This window comes from Neoroseomonas alkaliterrae, from assembly GCF_014199195.1.
GTDB classification, from domain to species: domain Bacteria; phylum Pseudomonadota; class Alphaproteobacteria; order Acetobacterales; family Acetobacteraceae; genus Neoroseomonas; species Neoroseomonas alkaliterrae.
Window position 1 is genome coordinate 74,080 of record NZ_JACIJE010000001.1, and the last position, 15,575, is coordinate 89,654.

A 15,575-nucleotide genomic window follows, 5' to 3' on the forward strand; every position below is an offset into this window, starting at 1 on the left:
CGGATTTCGCCATGGCCGACCTGTTGCCGCCGCCGATCGCCAACCTCCTGTCCGAGTTGCCGAACCTGCCGCGCGAGATCCTGGTTCCCGGCGGCAGCGGCCCCGTGCCGATGCCGGCCCCGGCAGCCGCGCCGGATGCTGCACTGCCCGGCGTGCCGCAGCCGCCCGAGGCTGCCGCGTCCGATGCCGGCGAGACGGGCGCTCTCGCCGGGCTGCCCATCCCCGGCATGGAAGCCGGTGACCCGCCCGCCATGGAGCCCGCCGCAGCGGATGCGGTCGCGAGCAGCGGCGCGCCCGCGCCGACCCACACGCCACCGCCCCCCGCCGCCTTTCCGTCCCTCGCCGCGCTCGAGGCCATCCTCGACGCCATCGCCGCCGCCCCGCGCCCGGCCCCGACCGCGGAGGAGCGCGCGGCCATGCTCGCCGTGCTCGGCCTCGACCCCGTCCTTGCCGACGACCCGATGACCTTCGAAGCCGCGCTGCGCAGCGCGCCCGCGGCGGACCCCGACGCGCTGCTCGACCTTTGGCTCAGCGAGGCCGGCGCCGTGCCGCCGGAGCCCGATCCCTTCCCGGTGACGCCGGATTGGCTGCTGGGCTGAGCGCCGCGCGCCCCGGCGCCTCGAAGCGGTAGGGCGCGGCCCCCTCCTCCGCCGGATCGAGCACCAGGCGGTGCTCCAGCGGCGGAAAGGCGCGGGAGCGGCAATCGGCGCGGTCGCAGAGCCGGCAGGACAGGCCGATCCCGACCGCCGCCGTCTCCGGCTCGATGCCGTCGGCATAGACGAGTTCGCTCGCGCGGGCGATGTCGCAGCCCATGGCCACGACATGCGTCGGCGGCGGCTCGCCCCAATGCGCGGCGCGGCCCTGCACGCTGCGCGCGATGGTCAGGAAGGTCGCGCCATCGGGCAGGCGCGCCACCTGCACGCGGATGCGCCCCGGCGTCGCGAAGGCCTCATGCACCACCCAGCGCGGGCAGGAGCCGCCGAAGCGCGCGAAGGGAAACCCCGCGGCGGAGAAGCGCTTGCCGACATTGCCGGCCGGATCCACGCGCAGGAAGAAGAAGGGCACGCCGCGCGCGCCCTCGCGCTGCAGGGTGGAAAGCCGCTGCGCCGCCTGCTCGAAGGAGACGCCGAAGCGCGCGGCCAGTGCCTCGATGTCGTGGCGCAGTTCGCGCGCCGCGGCGAGGTAGGGCGCATAGGGCATCAGCAGCGCGGCCGCCGCGTAGTTCAGCAGCCCGATGCGCATCATCTGCGCCGCTTCGGGCGTCGAGGGCTCGGCGCCCGCCATGGCCTGCTCCACCGCCTCGCGCGCTTCCAGCAGCATCAGCGTGAAGGCCATCTGGAAGCCGCGGGATTCGCGAGGCAGGGATTCCGAGAGGTGCAGCACCCGCGCCGCCGCATCATGGCGGCGCAGCGTGCCCTCCATCGGCCCGACGAGCACCGCGAGGCCGTGCAGGCGGCGCAGGCGCTCGGCGATGGCGTGGTTCATCTCCGCCGGCCGCGCGCCCATCTCGCGCCCGATCGCCTCGGCCGCCGCCTCCAGCGCGGGGAAGTGGTTGGCGCGGTCGTGGAAAAAGTCGCGCGTCTCCTCGGTGGGCAGCAGGACGCGCCGCCCGGTGGGCAGCGCGAGGCCCGAGGAATCCTCCCGCGCCACGCGCCAGGCGCGGTAGAGCGCGAGCACCGCGCGCGCCGCATTGGGCGCCGAGGCGGCGAGCGTCGCCACCTCCTGCTCCGGCACTTCCGCGAGGCCGAGCATCGGGTCCGACAGCACCTCCCGCAGCCCGGCTTCCAGCTGGCGCTCCGTGCTGCCCGAGAGGGCTGCGAGGTCCACGTCCAGCGTCTCGGTCAGCTTGATCAGCAGCGAGGCGGTCACCGCGCGCTGGTCGTGCTCGATCAGGTTCAGGTAGCTCGCGGAGATGCCGAGCCGCGCGGCCAGCGCCTGCTGCGTCAGCCCGCGCTCGGCGCGCAGGCGGCGGACGGTCCGGCCGATCAGGGGCCGCGCCATGGCTTTACAACCTTCACAGATCCGGCGGCGCGACCGTGAAACGCTCCACGATCTTGCTGCGCCGCACCCAGATTCCCTGGTGATCTTCGGCAATGCAATGTGAATTATTCACGGGCGCCGGACGGTCCGGCCTGGAGTCAGAACCATCGCCATGCGCCCGAACACCTCGCCCTGCTTCGCCCCGGACGGCACCGGAGGCGGCCTGCCGCCGCAGGATCCCAACCGCTTCGCCGGCATCCGGCGCGACTACACCGAGGCCGATGTCGCCCGCCTCGCCGGCTCCTTCCGCGTGCGCCACACGCTCGCCGAGAACGGCGCACGCCGGCTGTGGGACCTGCTGCGCAGCGAGCCCTATGTGAACACCCTCGGCGCGCTGACGGGCATGCAGGCGCTGCAGCAGGTCAAGGCCGGGCTGAAGGCGATCTACCTCTCCGGCTGGCAGGTGGCGGCGGATGCGAACTCCGCCGGGCAGATGTACCCGGACCAGTCGCTCTATCCGGTCGATTCCGTGCCGAAGGTGGTCAGCCGCATCAATGCCGCGCTGCGTCGCGCCGACCAGATCGCGACCATGGAACGCCTCGACGGCAAGGCCGACGACCGCACCCACTACATGGCGCCGATCGTCGCCGATGCCGAGGCCGGCTTCGGCGGCGCGCTCAACGCCTATGAGCTGATGCGCGCCATGATCGAGGCCGGCGCGGCCGGCGTGCATTTCGAGGACCAGCTCGCCTCGGAGAAGAAGTGCGGCCATCTCGGCGGCAAGGTGCTGGTGCCGATCAGCCAGCACATCCGCACGCTGAACGCCGCGCGCCTCGCCGCCGACGTGGAAGGCGTGCCGACCGTGCTGCTCTGCCGGACCGACGCGGAATCCGCCCAGTTGCTGACCGCCGACGTGGACGAGCGCGACCGCCCCTTCATCACCGGCGAGCGCACGCCGGAGGGCTTCTTCCGCATCAAGCCCGGCGTCGGCAAGCAGTATGCGATCGCGCGCAGCCTGGCCTATGCCCCCTACGCCGACCTGCTGTGGTGGGAGACCTCGGACCCCGACCTGGACGACGCGCGCGACTTCGCGGAAGCGATCCATCGCGAGTTCCCCGGCAAGATGCTCGCCTACAACTGCAGCCCTTCCTTCAACTGGCAGCGGAAGATGGGCGTGGAGGCGGCGGAGCGCTTCCAGCGCGAACTCGGCGCCATGGGCTACAAGTTCCAGTTCGTCACGCTGGCCGGCTTCCACTCGCTGAACCTCAGCATGTTCAGGCTGGCCCGCGGCTATGCCGAGCGCGGCATGGGCGCCTACAGCGAACTCCAGCAGGCCGAATTCGCCGAGGAGGCCAACGGCTTCACCGCCGTGCGCCACCAGCGCGAGGTCGGCGTCTCCTACTTCGACGCGGTCGCCATGGCGGCGAGCGGCGGCCGGGCGAGCACCACCGCGATGGCCCATTCCACCGAAACCGCGCAGTTCCAGCACGAACCCGCGCACTGACAGGGAGGACGCGATCCATGAGCAACGACCGCCACGACGACGGCCTCGTGCATTCCCATGGCTGGGCCACCGAACCGCCCCGCCGCCCGCAGCCGCGGGTGATCAAGGCCCCGGCCGAGGACCATGACGACGGCCTGGTCCATGCGCATGGCTGGGCCTGCGGGCAGCGCGGCAGGCCCTCGCACTGACGCCGCCCGGCAGGGCTGCGGCTTCCCGGGCGGGCGGCCGCAGCCTTGCGTTACATCAGCGACATCGGGACGAGACGTGCCGATGCTGCGGTCCTCCGGTCAGGAGAACCGCCCCATGACCCAGGCCCGCTATTCCCTTCCGAGCATCGTTCTGCACTGGACGATGGCGCTCGCCATCCTGCTCGCCTGGGCAGGCGTGCAAATGGCCGAGATGCTGCCGCGCGGCGCGGGGAGGGCATTCCTTGTCGGCACGCACGCGCTGTTCGGCCTCGGCGTGCTGGCGCTGCTGCTGCCGCGCATCCTGGCGCGCCTGCTGGGCCCGTCGCCCGGCGCGGCGGAGGGCACGCCGGATTGGGAGGCGCGCCTCGCCCTGGCCGCGCACCTCCTGCTCTACGCCCTGATGGTGGCGCTGCCGCTGAGCGGCGTCGCGACGGCGCTGACCGGCCGCGCGCCTTTCGATGTCCTGGGCCTGCTCACCATACCCAACGCCTTCGCGGGCACCGGCCTGCGCCGCACGGTGAAGGAGGTGCACGAACTGCTCGCCAACGCCATGCTCGCCGCCGTGGCGCTGCATGTCGCGGCGACGCTGTGGCACGCCTTCGTCCGGCGCGACGATGTCGCGGCACGGATGATGCCGCGCCTCGGCCGCCGCGCTACCGGCTGAGGATGGCGTAGTCCTCGCTCGGCCCGGGATCGCCGCGCGCGGCACGGGAGAGATGCGCCTCGATGCGCTCGGCGATGGCGTCGCGGTAGTGCATCGGGTCCCAGTAGTTCAGCGGCTCCCGCGTGATCGGGCTGGCGCGCATGAAGTCGAGCACCACGGCGTTCGGATGCCGGCGCGCGATCTCCGCCACGCGCGCCTTGCAGGCCGCGATCCGGCCCGCGCCCTCGCTGCCCGGCGCGCCCTGCGCGCCGAGCCAGAGCGGCATGAACAATAGCACGAGACGTGTCTCATGCGGCACCTGCGCGACCCGCTCGGCGAGCAGGGCAAGCGGCGGGATCTCCCCCTGCCAGGCGGGCGGCGGCGGCGGGTCCTCCGCGCCGGGCGGGATGGGCGGCAGGCCGCGTGCCGCCCGCGCGGCGTCATAGGCCTCCTCCGGCGGCAGGAAGCGCGTGTAGCCGTCGCGGCCATAGGGCGGCCGCATCAGGCCCGCCAGCACCACCGCCTGCTTCGCCGCCTCCTGGATGGCGTAGAAGGACAGCATCTCCCGGTAGGCCCCCCAGGGCGCGCGGGCATAGAAGGCTTCCGGGAAGGGCCGCGGCGTGTAGCGCTGCAGCGGCCCGGCCTCGCACCAGACGTGATCGAGGCCGATCACCACCGCACGCGGCGCGCGGCGGTGACGCAGGAACACCTCCAGCACGCGGGACTGTTCGTAGGCCGTGGCCGCGTTCATCGAGAGATTCGCGAAGCGCGCGCCGAAGGGCGCGTTCAGCGCCTCCGGCCGCAGCATCCGACTGGTCGAGGTGCCGATGATCGCCGCGTCGAAGCGCGCCTCCCGCGCCAGGCCGGCGAAGGCATAGCGCGCATTGGTCGAGACCGGCGGCCGTTCGGCGGGGATGCGGAAGGGCAGCACGCCCCAGGGGTCCACCAGCACGACGAAGCCGTAGAGCAGCGCGCAGCCCGCCGCCGCCGCCGCGACGGCGCGGAGGAAGAAGCGCCGCCAGGCGGCGGGCGTCTCGGCCTCAGAACTGGAAGTAGATGAACTCACTGGGCGCCCTGGTGCCGGATTGCAGGATGAGGAGCAGCAGCGCGACGCCCACCGGCACCGCGAGCCAAGGGGCGGGGCGCAGCCGCATCAGCGCCGCCTGCTGGCTGGTCGGGCCGAGGAGCGCCGCCGCGCTGCCCGCGAGGAAGGCCGCGAGGTGGTCGAGCTTCACGCCGCCCAGCCCCTCGAGCCCCGCCATGCCGCGCCAGATGGTTATGGCGGTGGCGAAATCCGGTGCTCGGAACAGCACCCAGCCCGCCATCACGAACAGCAGCGTCAGCGCCCAGCCCATCACCGCCGGCATCCGCAGCCCCGCGCGCTGCCAGGCGCCATTGATGGCCAGCGCCACGCCGTGCAGCCCGCCCCAGGCCACGAAGGTCCAGGCGGCGCCGTGCCACAGCCCGGCGAGCAGCATGGTCACCACCACGTTGCGCGCCTGCAGCAGCCCGCCGCCGCGGTTCCCGCCGAGCGGGATGTAGAGGTAGTCGCGCAGGAAGCGCGACAGCGTCATGTGCCATCGCCGCCAGAAGTCGCGGATCGAGGTGGCGCGATAGGGCGCGTCGAAATTGTAGGGCAGGCGCAGCCCGAACATCAGCGCGAGCCCGATCGCCATGTCCGAATAGCCGGAGAAGTCGAAGTAGATCTGCAGCGTGAAGGCCCAGGCCGCGCCCCAGGCTTCCGCCGCGCCGAGCGGCCCCGCCGCGGCCTGCGCGAAGAGCCGGTCCGCCACCTCCGAGACATGGTCCGCGATGAGCAGCTTCTTCGCCGCCCCGATGCAGAACAGCGCGAGCCCGCGCGAGAGGTTCTCCCACATCTCCGCCCGCCGCGGATCGGTGGCGAACTGCGCGATGATCTCGTTGTGCCGGACGATCGGGCCGGCGACGAGTTGCGGGAAGAAGGTGACGAACATGAAGAAGTCGAGCAGCCCGTAGGCGTGCCGGTCCCCCCGCCGCACGTCCATCAGGTAGGAGATCTTCTGGAAGGTGAAGAAGGAGATGCCGAGCGGCAGGATGATGTCGAAGGATGGCGCCGTGGCGCCCAGCACCGCCGCGAAGGAGGCGGCGAAGAAGTTGGTGAACTTGAACACGCCGAGCGTGGCGAGGTTCAGCGCGATGCCGATCGCCGCCCAGTCGCGCCTGGGGTTCGCGATGTGCCAGCGGCCGAACAGCCAGTTCGCGAGCGTCAGCCCGGCGAGCAGCGGCACGAAGCGCACGTCCCAGAAGCCGTAGAAGACGAGCGAGGCCGCCACCGCGACGATCTGCCGCAGCGTACGGCTGCCGGCCGCGGCGTAGTAGAGCGCGAGCGTCACCGGCAGGAACAGCAGGATGAAGGCCTGGCCCTGGAACAGCACGGCGCCGCCCTACCACGGCCCCGGAAGGCTTCCTAGGCCGCCGCCGCGGGCCGTCATCGCGGCGCGATCCGTCGTGATGGCCCAGGGTGATGCCGATGGCGGCGCGGGCATGCGCGTCGCGGCACCGCCCTCGCATCCGCCTTGCCAAGGCTTCGCGGCGCATGGTCCAAAACGGCGGGACCATCCGCGGAACCGCCATGCTCAAGACCGTCGCGGCCTCGTGCCTCTGCCTGCTGCTGCTCGCCGGCGCCCCAACCGCCCAGCCGGCCATGCTGGTGCTCGACGCCTCCGGCTCCATGTGGGCGCGGCTCGATGACCGGCCCCGCATCGCCGTCGCGCAGGACGCGCTGGCCGAGGCGCTGGGCCGCTGGCCCGCCGGCCGGCCGCTCGGCCTCGTGGCCTATGGCCACCGGCGCGCGCAGGATTGCGCGGATGTCGAACTCCTTGTCCCCCCGGCTGCCGCGCCGGCTGCCGTGATCGCCGCCGCCTCCGGCCTCATTCCGCGCGGCCGCACGCCGATGGCCGAGGCGCTGCGCCAGGCCGCCGCCGCCCTGGGCACCGCCGGCGGCAGCGTCATCCTGGTCTCGGACGGCATCGAGACCTGCCACCCCGACCCCTGCGCCGTCGCGCAGGAACTCGCGCGCGGCAATCCGCGGCTGGTGGTGCACGGCATCGCATTCGCGCTCGGCGATCCCACCGGCCTCGCGCAGCTCCGCTGCATGGCGGAGGCGACCGGCGGGCGTGCCTTCACCGCCCGCGACGCCGCCGAGCTGACGGAAGCCCTGGCCCGCGCCGCCGCCGCATCCGCGCCGGGCCCGCGCGCCGCCGCGCCGCGCGCCGAGCCGGTGCCGCCGCCGCGCCTGACCGTCACCCTGCGCCTCTGCGAGGGGTGCGACCCGATCAATGGCGAGGCGCGCATCCTGCTCCGCCGCGGCGACACGCTGATCGCCACCGATGGCGACCCCTTCGGCCGCTTCTTCGACCTGCCCGCAGGCGTTTACACGGTCCAGGCCGAGACCCCGCTGTTCCGCCGCCCGCCCGTGCTCGTGACGCTGGAGGCGAGCGGCATCGGCCGTGCCGAGATCATCCTCGATGCCGGCTGGCTGGTCGCCGATGTCCGCACCGAGCCCTCGGGCCACGACGTGACGGACAGCGTCCGCCTCGAATGGCGGCCCCTCGCGCCGCTGCCCGAGGAGCAGCGCGGCACCGCCGCGCGCCCGTCAGGATCCGCTTTCCTGGTGCCCGCGGGGCGGCACGGCCTCCTGGCGCGGACCGGCAATGCGGAGGCCGCCGCCGAGGCGGAGGTCGCCGCCGGCGAGACGGTGGTGCTGCGACTGCCCATCCGCTTCGGCACCCTCGCCCTCCGCCGCGAGGGCTTCGGCCCGGCCATGCCGCGCGTGACCATCACGCCGGAGAATGCCGACACGCCGGTCTTCGACGACCGTCCGGAGGAGGAGGTGGCGATGATCCGCCTCGCCCCGGGGACCTATGCCATCGCCGCCGAGCAGGAAGGCCGCGAGGGGAACGCCCTCGCCGAGATCGAGAGCGAGGCGACGGTGGAGATCACCGTCAGCGCCGCCGAATAGCGCAGCCGTCGTCGTCATGCCCGCCGGATGGCGGGCGCGCGAGCGGCCGCAGGGGAAGGCCGGTCCTGCGGGCCTTGGGATCGTGCCTTCAACGGCGCGGCGCCGGAGGGCGGAAGGCCGGCCCCTCCGCCCGCTTGCCTCACTCGATCGTCTCGAGCAGTTCGCACAGCGTCGCGCAGCGCGGCGCGAGGTCGCGCCAGAGGATGTGCTCGTGGGGCGCATGCGCGCCCGCGCCCGTGCAGCCGAGGCCATCGAGCGTCGGGATGCCCATCGCCGCGGTGAAGTTGCCGTCCGAGCCGCCGCCGCGATGCATCTTCGGCAGGTCGTAGCCGTGCTTCGCCGCAATGCCGCGGGCCATCTCGTGCAGCGCCGCGATCTCCGGCGTCTCGACCATGGGCGGGCGGTTCATGCCGCCCTCGACCTCGATGCGGATGCCATCCGCCTCGCCCGCCATGGCGTGGATCAGGCGCTCGATGCGCTCGCCCTCGGGGACGGAGGTGACGCGGCAGTCGATCTCGCAGCCCGCCTCGGGCGGCACCACATTCGGGCGCGTGCCGCCCCAGATGGGCGCGACATTGGTGGTGGTGCCGGAGGCGAGGTCGGTCAGCGCGTGGATCTCGAGGATCTTCCGCGCCAGCGGCACAACCGCCGAGCGCCCGTCCTGCCAGTTGCCCCCGGCATGGGCCGAGACGCCATGCACCTTCATCACGAAGCGGCCGACGCCCTTGCGCGCGGTGACGCAGGCCCCGCCCGCCCCGGCCGGTTCCGGGATCAGCACGGCGCGCGCGCCCGTCGCGGCGCGCTCGATCGGCGCGCGGGAGGTCGGGCTGCCCACCTCCTCGTCCGGCGTCAGCAGCAGGATGATGGGGCGCTTCGTCTTCACCTTCTGGCGCAGGATCTCGCGCACCGAATGGAAGGCGGAGAAGGAGCCCGCCTTCATGTCGTAGATGCCGGGGCCATGCGCCTTCTCCCCCTCCACCCTCCAGGGCATGGAGGAGGCGAGGGTGCCGTGGTCCCACACCGTGTCGAGATGCCCGGCCACCACCACCGGCGGCCCCTCCCCCGGGGTGCGCGCGATCAGGGTGTCGCCGTAGCCGTCCCGGCCGGGGATGCGCTCGATCGCGGCACCCACCGCCCGCAACTCGGCCTCGGCCTTGCCGATCAGCCCGTTCACCGCGGCCGCGTCCGTGGTCGGCGTCTCGTGCAGCACCCAGCCCTTGAGTTCCTCGAGCAGGCGTTCGGAGGTGCCGATCTCGGTGCGTGGCATGCGACCTGTCCCCTTGGCGAAGAAGCCCCGGCTTCTGGCAGCGGGGTTTTCCCTTGTCCATCCCGCCCCGCGCCGGTAACGACCCCGCCGCAGCGCACAACGGGGACCGCCACCGCCCATGTACGAGCTCTACTTCTTCGAGGACCTCTCGGTCGGGCTGACCGCGAGGTTCTCCAAGACCATCACCGAGGCCGACATCGTCCTCTTCGCCGCCGTCACCGGCGACACCAACCCGATGCACCTCGATGCCGAATACGCCGCCGGCAGCATCTTCAAGGAGCGCATCGCCCACGGCATGCTCGCCGCCGGCCTCATCACCAAGGTGCTCGGCACCCAGCTCCCCGGCCCCGGCACCATCTACATGTCCCAGTCGCTGCGCTTCCGCGCCCCGGTGAAGATCGGCGAGACCGTCACCGCCACCGTCGAGGTGACGGCCCTGCACCCCGAGAAGCACCGCGCCACCCTGCGCACCGTCTGCACCGTGAGGGGCGAGCCGGTGCTGGAGGGCGAGGCCTATGTCTCCGTGCCCTCCCGCGCCTCCCGCGCGAAGGCGGCGGCGGACTAGAGCCCATGCGCCGCGTATGCGTCTTCTGCGGCTCGGCCGCCGGCGCGCGCCCCGACTACGCGCGCGAGGCCGAGGCCCTCGGCCGCGCCATCGCCGCGCGCGGCATGGGCCTCGTCTTCGGCGGCGGCGCGGTGGGGCTGATGGGCATCGTCGCCCGCGCCGCGCAGGCCGCCGGGGCGCCGGTCACGGGCATCATCCCGCACGGGCTGGTGGCGCGCGAGGCCGGCGCGCGCGACCTCGCGGACCTGCGCATCGTGGACTCCATGCACGAACGCAAGGCGCTGATGGCCGAGCTCTCGGACGGCTTCGTCGTTCTGCCCGGCGGCTTCGGCACGCTGGAAGAAGCGGTCGAGGCCCTCACCTGGCTGCAACTCGGCATCCACCGCAAGGGCGTGGTCTTCGTCAACACGCTGGGCTTCTGGTCGCGGCAGATGGCGATGCTCGACCACATGGTCGCGGAAGGCCTGCTCAGGGCCGAGATGCGCCCCATGGCGATGCTCGCGCCCGATGCCGAGGCCGCGCTCGACGCGCTCGCCGCCTTCGTGCCGCCCGAGGTGCCGCGATGGCTCCGGCCAGGGGAGGCGTGAGCCGGCGGGAGAAGGGCACTTCTCCCCCCGGCCCTCCCTCGACCTTCCTTGACGTTCAGGGACTGACGGCGATGCATGGCGCCGGGCATCGGGGACAGGGCCGAAGGGGCCGGGTTGCGGCATGATCATCCAGACTTGGCACCACATCCCGAAGGAGGCCCGGGGCGCGGCCATCGCGCTCGGCAACCTCGACGGCGTGCATCTCGGCCACCGCGCCGTGCTGCACGCCGCCCACGCCGCGCGCCCCGACCTGCCGCTTGCGGCCCTCACCTTCGAGCCCCACCCGCGCGAGCATTTCCGCCCCGACGATCCGCCCTTCCGCCTCACGCTCCTGCCCGCCAAGGCGGCGGCGCTCAAGGATGCCGGCGCCACCTTCGTCTTCGCCCTGCCCTTCGACGACGCCTTCGCCGCCATGACGGCGGAGGATTTCGTCGAGCACGTCCTGCATCGCGGCCTCGGCGCGCGGCACCTCGCCTGCGGCCCCGACTTCGCCTTCGGCCACCGCCGCGGCGGCGATGTCGCCTTCCTCCAGCGCGAGGCCGAGCGCCGCGGCATGGGCCTGACCGTGGTGCCCCCGCTGCTCGACGGATCCGAGCCCATCTCCTCCACGCGCATCCGCCGCCTGCTGCAGGACGGCTACCCCGACCGCGCCGCCGAGAAGCTCGGCCGCCCGTGGGAGATCCGCGGCACCGTCGTGCATGGCGACAAGCTCGGCCGGGTGCTCGGCTGGCCCACCGCGAACATCTGGCTCGGCCGGCACCTCGAACCCGCCCGCGGCGTCTATGCGGTCACGGTCGGCCTGCCCGGCGGGCGGGAGGCCAAGGGCGTGGCGAATGTCGGCCGCCGCCCCACCCTCGGCGGCGATCCCGAGACGCGGCTCGAGACCCACATCTTCGACTTCGAGGGCGATCTCTATGGCCAGGAGATCGGCGTGCGCCTGATCCGCTTCCTGCGCCCCGACGCGAAGTTCGCCGGCCTCGACGAACTGAAGGAGGCCATCGCGCGCGATGTGGAGGATGCACGCGCAGCCCTGGGTTGAAGCCCGCGCGCCATGTGACAAAAGGCGCACCGCCGAATGGCGCGCAGGCGTAGTGTTCCGCCCGCTCACCGACGCGGGAGGCGTGCCATGCGGTCGTTCCCTCTCCTCAGCTTGGGGATTCGCGTCCTGGTCGCCGCGCCCTGCGTTCTTGCCGCGCCGCAGTTCGCCGAAGCGCAGGACCGATTCGCCGCCGTGAGCCTCTTGTGGGTGCGCGCGCAGGCGCAAGCGGGGGCGGGGCAGGGCTGTGCCCGGCTGCTGATGCTGAACCTGCCCGGAGCCTGGTCCGCCGGCGATGCGGCGGTCATCCTGTTCGCCGAGGACGATGCCGCCCTTCGCGCGCAGCGCCACCTGACGGCCGCCCTGCTGCAGGAAGCGGCCGCCGTCCTGGAGTTTCCCTCAGGCCCCGCCGAAGGCTGCGCGCTGCGCGAGAGCGACCAGGTGGGTGAGGTCCTGGGTGCGCTGCAGGACCTGGGCGTGCAGGTCGGCGCCGGTCTCGTCGTCGCCATCGGTGTGGGCCAGGCCGGCCCGGCCGCTCTGGCCGCGGCGCAGGAGGAGGTGGCCGGGCGCTACCTCGGCCCCGCCGGCCCGCGCCTTGCCGCCGGCATGGCCTTGCCGGAGGGGGCGCCCCCCGCCTTCGCCGCCGGCCCGCCGCCGCCGCTGACCGAAGGCTGGCGCCTGCGCGCGCCCTTGTTGTGCGACGCCGTGGGTGCCGCGACGGGCGGGCCGGCCGTGGCCCAGGCCTGCCGCGCCGCCCTCGTCCCGCCGCTCCACCTCAGCCGCGCCGCCGCGCCCTGACCGCGCCGGAGGCGGCTTGACGCGCCGCCGGGTGCCTCCGCATATGCGGGCCATGGCCTGGAACGCGCCTGCGCGAATTACCGTCCCGGCCCTCCGCTGAGGGCCGGGTCCGTCTGCGCGCACATCCCACGACACGCCGCCCGCCCCATCCCGCCAGGCGCCCGGCGCACCGAGACAGGCACCGATGACCGACAGCCCCGCCGAGGCCCGCGACTATCGCGGCACCGTCTTCCTGCCCAAGACGTCCTTCCCGATGAAGGGCGACCTGCCGAAGCGCGAGCCCGCCATGCTCGAACGCTGGGCGCGGCTGAACATCTGGGAGAGGCTGCGCGCGCAGTCGAAGGGCCGCGAGACCTTCGTGCTGCATGACGGCCCGCCCTACGCCAACGGCAACCTCCATATCGGCCACGCGCTGAACAAGATCCTCAAGGACGTCATCAACCGCGCCGCGCAGATGGCCGGCAAGGATGCGAACTACGTCCCCGGCTGGGACTGCCACGGCCTGCCGATCGAATGGAAGGTCGAGGAGGAATACCGCGCCAAGGGCCGCGACAAGGACGCGGTGCCGGTGCTCGACTTCCGCGCCGAATGCCGCGCCTATGCGCAGCACTGGCTCGATGTGCAGCGGGAGGAGTTCATCCGCCTCGGCGTCTTCGGCGACTGGGCCAACCGCTACGCCACGATGGATTTCGACTCCGAGGCGGCGATCGCGGGCGAGATCGGCAAGTTCCTGCTCAACGGCTCGCTCTATCGCGGGCTGCGGCCCGTGATGTGGAGCCCGGTGGAAAAGACCGCTCTCGCCGAGGCCGAGATCGAATACCACGACCATGTCAGCCCGACGCTGCACGCGAAGTTCCGCATCCTGAAGGCGGCCGCGAAGGATCTGCTGGGCGCGGATGTGGTGATCTGGACCACCACGCCCTGGACCATGCCGGGCAACCGCGCCGTCGCCTACGGGCCCGAGGTCGACTACGCGCTGCTGCATGTGGAAGGCGTGGCCGAGGGCTCGCTGCTCAAGGTCGGCGACCGGCTGCTGGTGGCGCTGCCGCTGCTGCCCGGCTTCGAGAAGGAGGCCGGCATCGGCGCGCACACCGTCCGCCGCGTGCTGAAGGGCGCCGAGCTCGAAGGCGCCATCGCCGCCCACCCGCTGCGCGGCCGCGGCTACGATTTCGACGTGCCGCTCCTGCCCGGCGATTTCGTCACCACCGAGGCCGGCACCGGCTTCGTGCACATCGCCCCCGGCCATGGCGAGGACGACTTCAACCTCGGCCGGCAGTTCGGCCTGCCCATCCCCGAGACGGTGAACGACGACGGCACCTTCACCATGCACGCGCCGGGCTTCGAGGGGCTGCACGTCTTCAAGGCCCACACCGCGATCTACGCGGCGATGCGCGAGGCCGGCACGCTGGCCGCGACCGGCAAGCTCACGCATTCCTACCCGCATTCCTGGCGCTCCAAGAAGCCGGTGATCTTCCGCACGACGCCGCAGTGGTTCATCGGCATGGATGACGCGAACGCCATCCGCGCGAAGGCGCGCGAGGCCATCGCGCGCACGCATTTCGTGCCCGAGGCCGGGCGCAACCGGCTCGATTCCATGATCGCCGCGCGGCCGGACTGGTGCATCTCCCGCCAGCGCGCGTGGGGCGTGCCGATCCCGGTCTTCGTGTCGAAGCAGTCGGGCGAGCCGCTGCGCGACCCCGCCATCATCGAACGCGTGGTCGAGGCCTTCCGCGCCGAGGGCGCGGATGCCTGGTACAAGCCGGGCGCTGCGGCGCGCTTCCTCGGCCCCGACCGCGACCCCGCGCTCTACGAGCAGGTGATGGACATCGTGGATGTCTGGTTCGAATCAGGCTCCACCCACGCCTTCGTCCTGCGCCAGCGCGGCCTGCCCTTCCCGGCGGACCTCTATCTCGAGGGCTCCGACCAGCATCGCGGCTGGTTCCATTCCTCGCTGCTCGAAAGCGTGGGCACCAACGGCGTCGCCCCCTTCAAGGCGGTGCTGACGCACGGCTTCACGCTCGATGAGCAGGGCCGGAAGATGTCGAAGTCGCTGGGCAACACCACCGCCCCGCAGGACGTGCTGAAGCAGTACGGCGCGGACATCCTGCGCCTGTGGGTGATGAACACCGACGTCACCGAGGACCAGCGCATCGGCCCCGAAATCCTGAAGCAGCAGGCGGAGCTCTATCGCCGCATCCGCAACACGCTGCGCTGGCTGCTCGGCAGCCTGGACGGGTTCAGCGATGCGGAGACCGTGCCCTATGCCGAACTGCCCGAGCTCGAACGCTGGGTGCTGCACCGGCTGACGGAACTCGACGCCCGCATCCGCCGCGCGGTCGAGACGCATGACTGGACCGGCGTCTATCCCGAGATCCACCATTTCTGCGCCACCGACCTCAGCGCCTTCTACTTCGACATCCGCAAGGACGCGCTCTACTGCGACCGCCCGGACAGCGCCCGCCGCCGCGCCGCACGCACGGTGCTGGACGTGCTGCACCGCTGCCTGTGCAAATGGCTCGCCCCGGTGCTGGTCTTCACCGCCGAGGAAGCCTGGCTCGCCCGCTTCCCGGACGAGGAAGGCAGCGTCCACCTGCTCGACTTCATGTTCGTCCCCGAAGGCTGGAAGGACGAGGCGCTGGCGGCGAAATGGGCGCGCATCCGCGAGCTGCGCGGCCTGGTGACGGCGGAGCTCGAGAAGGCGCGCGCCGCGGGCACCATCGGTTCGAGCCTGCAGGCCGCGCCCGGCCTCTGCCTCGCCGGGCCCGATGCCGGCCTCCTCGCGCCCGAAGCCTGGGCGGAGGTGGCGATCACCTCCGGCTTCGCGGTGCTGGCCGCGCCGGAGGGTGCCGCGCCCTCCGCCGCCTTCGCCCCCGCGCCCGGGGCGAAATGCGCGCGCTGCTGGCGCGTCCTGCCCGAGGTCGGCAGGTCCGCGAAACACCCCACCCTCTGCCTGCGCTGCGAGGATGCGGTGGAGTCGCAGGCATGAGGCGCCCGCGCGCGCCGCGGG

14 protein-coding genes are annotated in these 15,575 nt (G+C 72.8%); 10 read left to right on the forward strand and 4 right to left on the reverse strand.

Features of this window, described 5'->3' with window-relative positions; genetic code table 11:
• Positions 1–11: 11 nt before the first annotated feature.
• Positions 12–599 (forward strand): hypothetical protein, encoded by a 588-nt coding sequence (locus FHS88_RS00405; protein WP_184480155.1) that lies wholly within the window; start codon positions 12–14, stop codon positions 597–599.
• On the opposite strand, the gene FHS88_RS00410 is transcribed toward FHS88_RS00405, so the two are convergent.
• A complete protein-coding gene (locus tag FHS88_RS00410; protein ID WP_184480158.1) occupies positions 529–2,001 on the reverse strand; it encodes a helix-turn-helix domain-containing protein in 1,473 nt (490 codons plus the stop codon). The two genes, FHS88_RS00405 and FHS88_RS00410, sit on opposite strands and share 71 nt — an antisense overlap.
• 151 nt (positions 2,002–2,152) lie before the next feature.
• Here FHS88_RS00410 and aceA point away from each other — a divergent pair, with 151 nt between their 5' ends.
• The 3 genes from aceA to FHS88_RS00425 all read left to right on the forward strand — a co-directional run bounded on the left by aceA (position 2,153) and on the right by FHS88_RS00425 (position 4,336).
• Complete coding sequence (aceA, locus tag FHS88_RS00415; RefSeq protein WP_184480161.1) at positions 2,153–3,484, forward strand: isocitrate lyase; 1,332 nt, start codon at positions 2,153–2,155, stop codon at positions 3,482–3,484.
• A 17-nt stretch (positions 3,485–3,501) separates the two neighbouring features.
• Positions 3,502–3,672 (forward strand): hypothetical protein, encoded by a 171-nt coding sequence (locus FHS88_RS00420; RefSeq protein WP_184480163.1) that lies wholly within the window; start codon positions 3,502–3,504, stop codon positions 3,670–3,672.
• Between the two features lie 115 nt (positions 3,673–3,787).
• Entirely contained in the window at positions 3,788–4,336 is a 549-nt protein-coding gene (locus FHS88_RS00425; RefSeq protein ID WP_184480166.1) for a cytochrome b, read from the forward strand.
• On the opposite strand, the gene FHS88_RS00430 is transcribed toward FHS88_RS00425, so the two are convergent.
• Both FHS88_RS00430 and FHS88_RS00435 read right to left on the reverse strand, forming a co-directional pair.
• A complete protein-coding gene (locus tag FHS88_RS00430) occupies positions 4,326–5,381 on the reverse strand; it encodes a hypothetical protein (RefSeq protein ID WP_184480169.1) in 1,056 nt (351 codons plus the stop codon). The genes FHS88_RS00425 and FHS88_RS00430 overlap by 11 nt on opposite strands.
• Positions 5,356–6,729, reverse strand: a complete 1,374-nt coding sequence (locus tag FHS88_RS00435) for an MBOAT family O-acyltransferase (protein WP_184480172.1) — start codon at positions 6,727–6,729, stop codon at positions 5,356–5,358. The genes FHS88_RS00430 and FHS88_RS00435 overlap by 26 nt, the downstream gene beginning before the upstream one ends.
• Positions 6,730–6,926: 197 nt before the next feature.
• On the opposite strand from FHS88_RS00435, the gene FHS88_RS00440 reads away from it, so the two are divergent.
• A complete protein-coding gene (locus FHS88_RS00440) occupies positions 6,927–8,315 on the forward strand; it encodes a vWA domain-containing protein (RefSeq protein WP_184480176.1) in 1,389 nt (462 codons plus the stop codon).
• A gap of 139 nt (positions 8,316–8,454) precedes the next feature.
• On the opposite strand, the gene FHS88_RS00445 is transcribed toward FHS88_RS00440, so the two are convergent.
• On the reverse strand, positions 8,455–9,582 hold the full coding sequence (locus FHS88_RS00445; RefSeq protein ID WP_184480178.1) for a M20 family metallopeptidase: 1,128 nt from the start codon (positions 9,580–9,582) through the stop codon (positions 8,455–8,457).
• 118 nt (positions 9,583–9,700) lie between these two features.
• Between FHS88_RS00445 and FHS88_RS00450 the strand changes: the two genes are divergently transcribed.
• The 5 genes from FHS88_RS00450 to ileS all read left to right on the forward strand — a co-directional run bounded on the left by FHS88_RS00450 (position 9,701) and on the right by ileS (position 15,554).
• Positions 9,701–10,147 (forward strand): MaoC family dehydratase, encoded by a 447-nt coding sequence (locus tag FHS88_RS00450; protein ID WP_184480181.1) that lies wholly within the window; start codon positions 9,701–9,703, stop codon positions 10,145–10,147.
• 5 nt (positions 10,148–10,152) lie between these two features.
• Positions 10,153–10,734 (forward strand): LOG family protein, encoded by a 582-nt coding sequence (locus FHS88_RS00455; protein ID WP_184480183.1) that lies wholly within the window; start codon positions 10,153–10,155, stop codon positions 10,732–10,734.
• A gap of 121 nt (positions 10,735–10,855) precedes the next feature.
• Positions 10,856–11,773, forward strand: a complete 918-nt coding sequence (locus FHS88_RS00460; protein WP_184480186.1) for a bifunctional riboflavin kinase/FAD synthetase — start codon at positions 10,856–10,858, stop codon at positions 11,771–11,773.
• A gap of 192 nt (positions 11,774–11,965) precedes the next feature.
• Entirely contained in the window at positions 11,966–12,568 is a 603-nt protein-coding gene (locus FHS88_RS00465; RefSeq protein WP_184480189.1) for a hypothetical protein, read from the forward strand.
• Positions 12,569–12,752: 184 nt separating this feature from the next.
• The gene (gene ileS, locus FHS88_RS00470; RefSeq protein WP_184480194.1) at positions 12,753–15,554 is read left to right on the forward strand and encodes an isoleucine--tRNA ligase; all 2,802 of its coding nucleotides are present in this window, start codon (positions 12,753–12,755) and stop codon (positions 15,552–15,554) included.
• The last annotated feature ends 21 nt before the right edge of the window (positions 15,555–15,575 follow it).

Excerpts from the sequence above, each read along its gene's own strand:
- FHS88_RS00440 (WP_184480176.1), top strand. The coding sequence starts at position 6,927 with ATGCTCAAGACCGTCGCGGCCTCGTGCCTCTGCCTGCTGCTGCTCGCC.
- FHS88_RS00420 (WP_184480163.1), top strand. The coding sequence starts at position 3,502 with ATGAGCAACGACCGCCACGACGACGGCCTCGTGCATTCCCATGGCTGG.
- FHS88_RS00450 (WP_184480181.1), top strand. The coding sequence starts at position 9,701 with ATGTACGAGCTCTACTTCTTCGAGGACCTCTCGGTCGGGCTGACCGCG.
- FHS88_RS00460 (WP_184480186.1), top strand. The coding sequence starts at position 10,856 with ATGATCATCCAGACTTGGCACCACATCCCGAAGGAGGCCCGGGGCGCG.
- FHS88_RS00425 (WP_184480166.1), top strand. The coding sequence starts at position 3,788 with ATGACCCAGGCCCGCTATTCCCTTCCGAGCATCGTTCTGCACTGGACG.
- FHS88_RS00410 (WP_184480158.1), bottom strand. The coding sequence starts at position 2,001 with ATGGCGCGGCCCCTGATCGGCCGGACCGTCCGCCGCCTGCGCGCCGAG.
- aceA (WP_184480161.1), top strand. The coding sequence starts at position 2,153 with ATGCGCCCGAACACCTCGCCCTGCTTCGCCCCGGACGGCACCGGAGGC.
- ileS (WP_184480194.1), top strand. The coding sequence starts at position 12,753 with ATGACCGACAGCCCCGCCGAGGCCCGCGACTATCGCGGCACCGTCTTC.
- FHS88_RS00445 (WP_184480178.1), bottom strand. The coding sequence starts at position 9,582 with ATGCCACGCACCGAGATCGGCACCTCCGAACGCCTGCTCGAGGAACTC.
- FHS88_RS00455 (WP_184480183.1), top strand. The coding sequence starts at position 10,153 with ATGCGCCGCGTATGCGTCTTCTGCGGCTCGGCCGCCGGCGCGCGCCCC.
- FHS88_RS00405 (WP_184480155.1), top strand. The coding sequence starts at position 12 with ATGGCCGACCTGTTGCCGCCGCCGATCGCCAACCTCCTGTCCGAGTTG.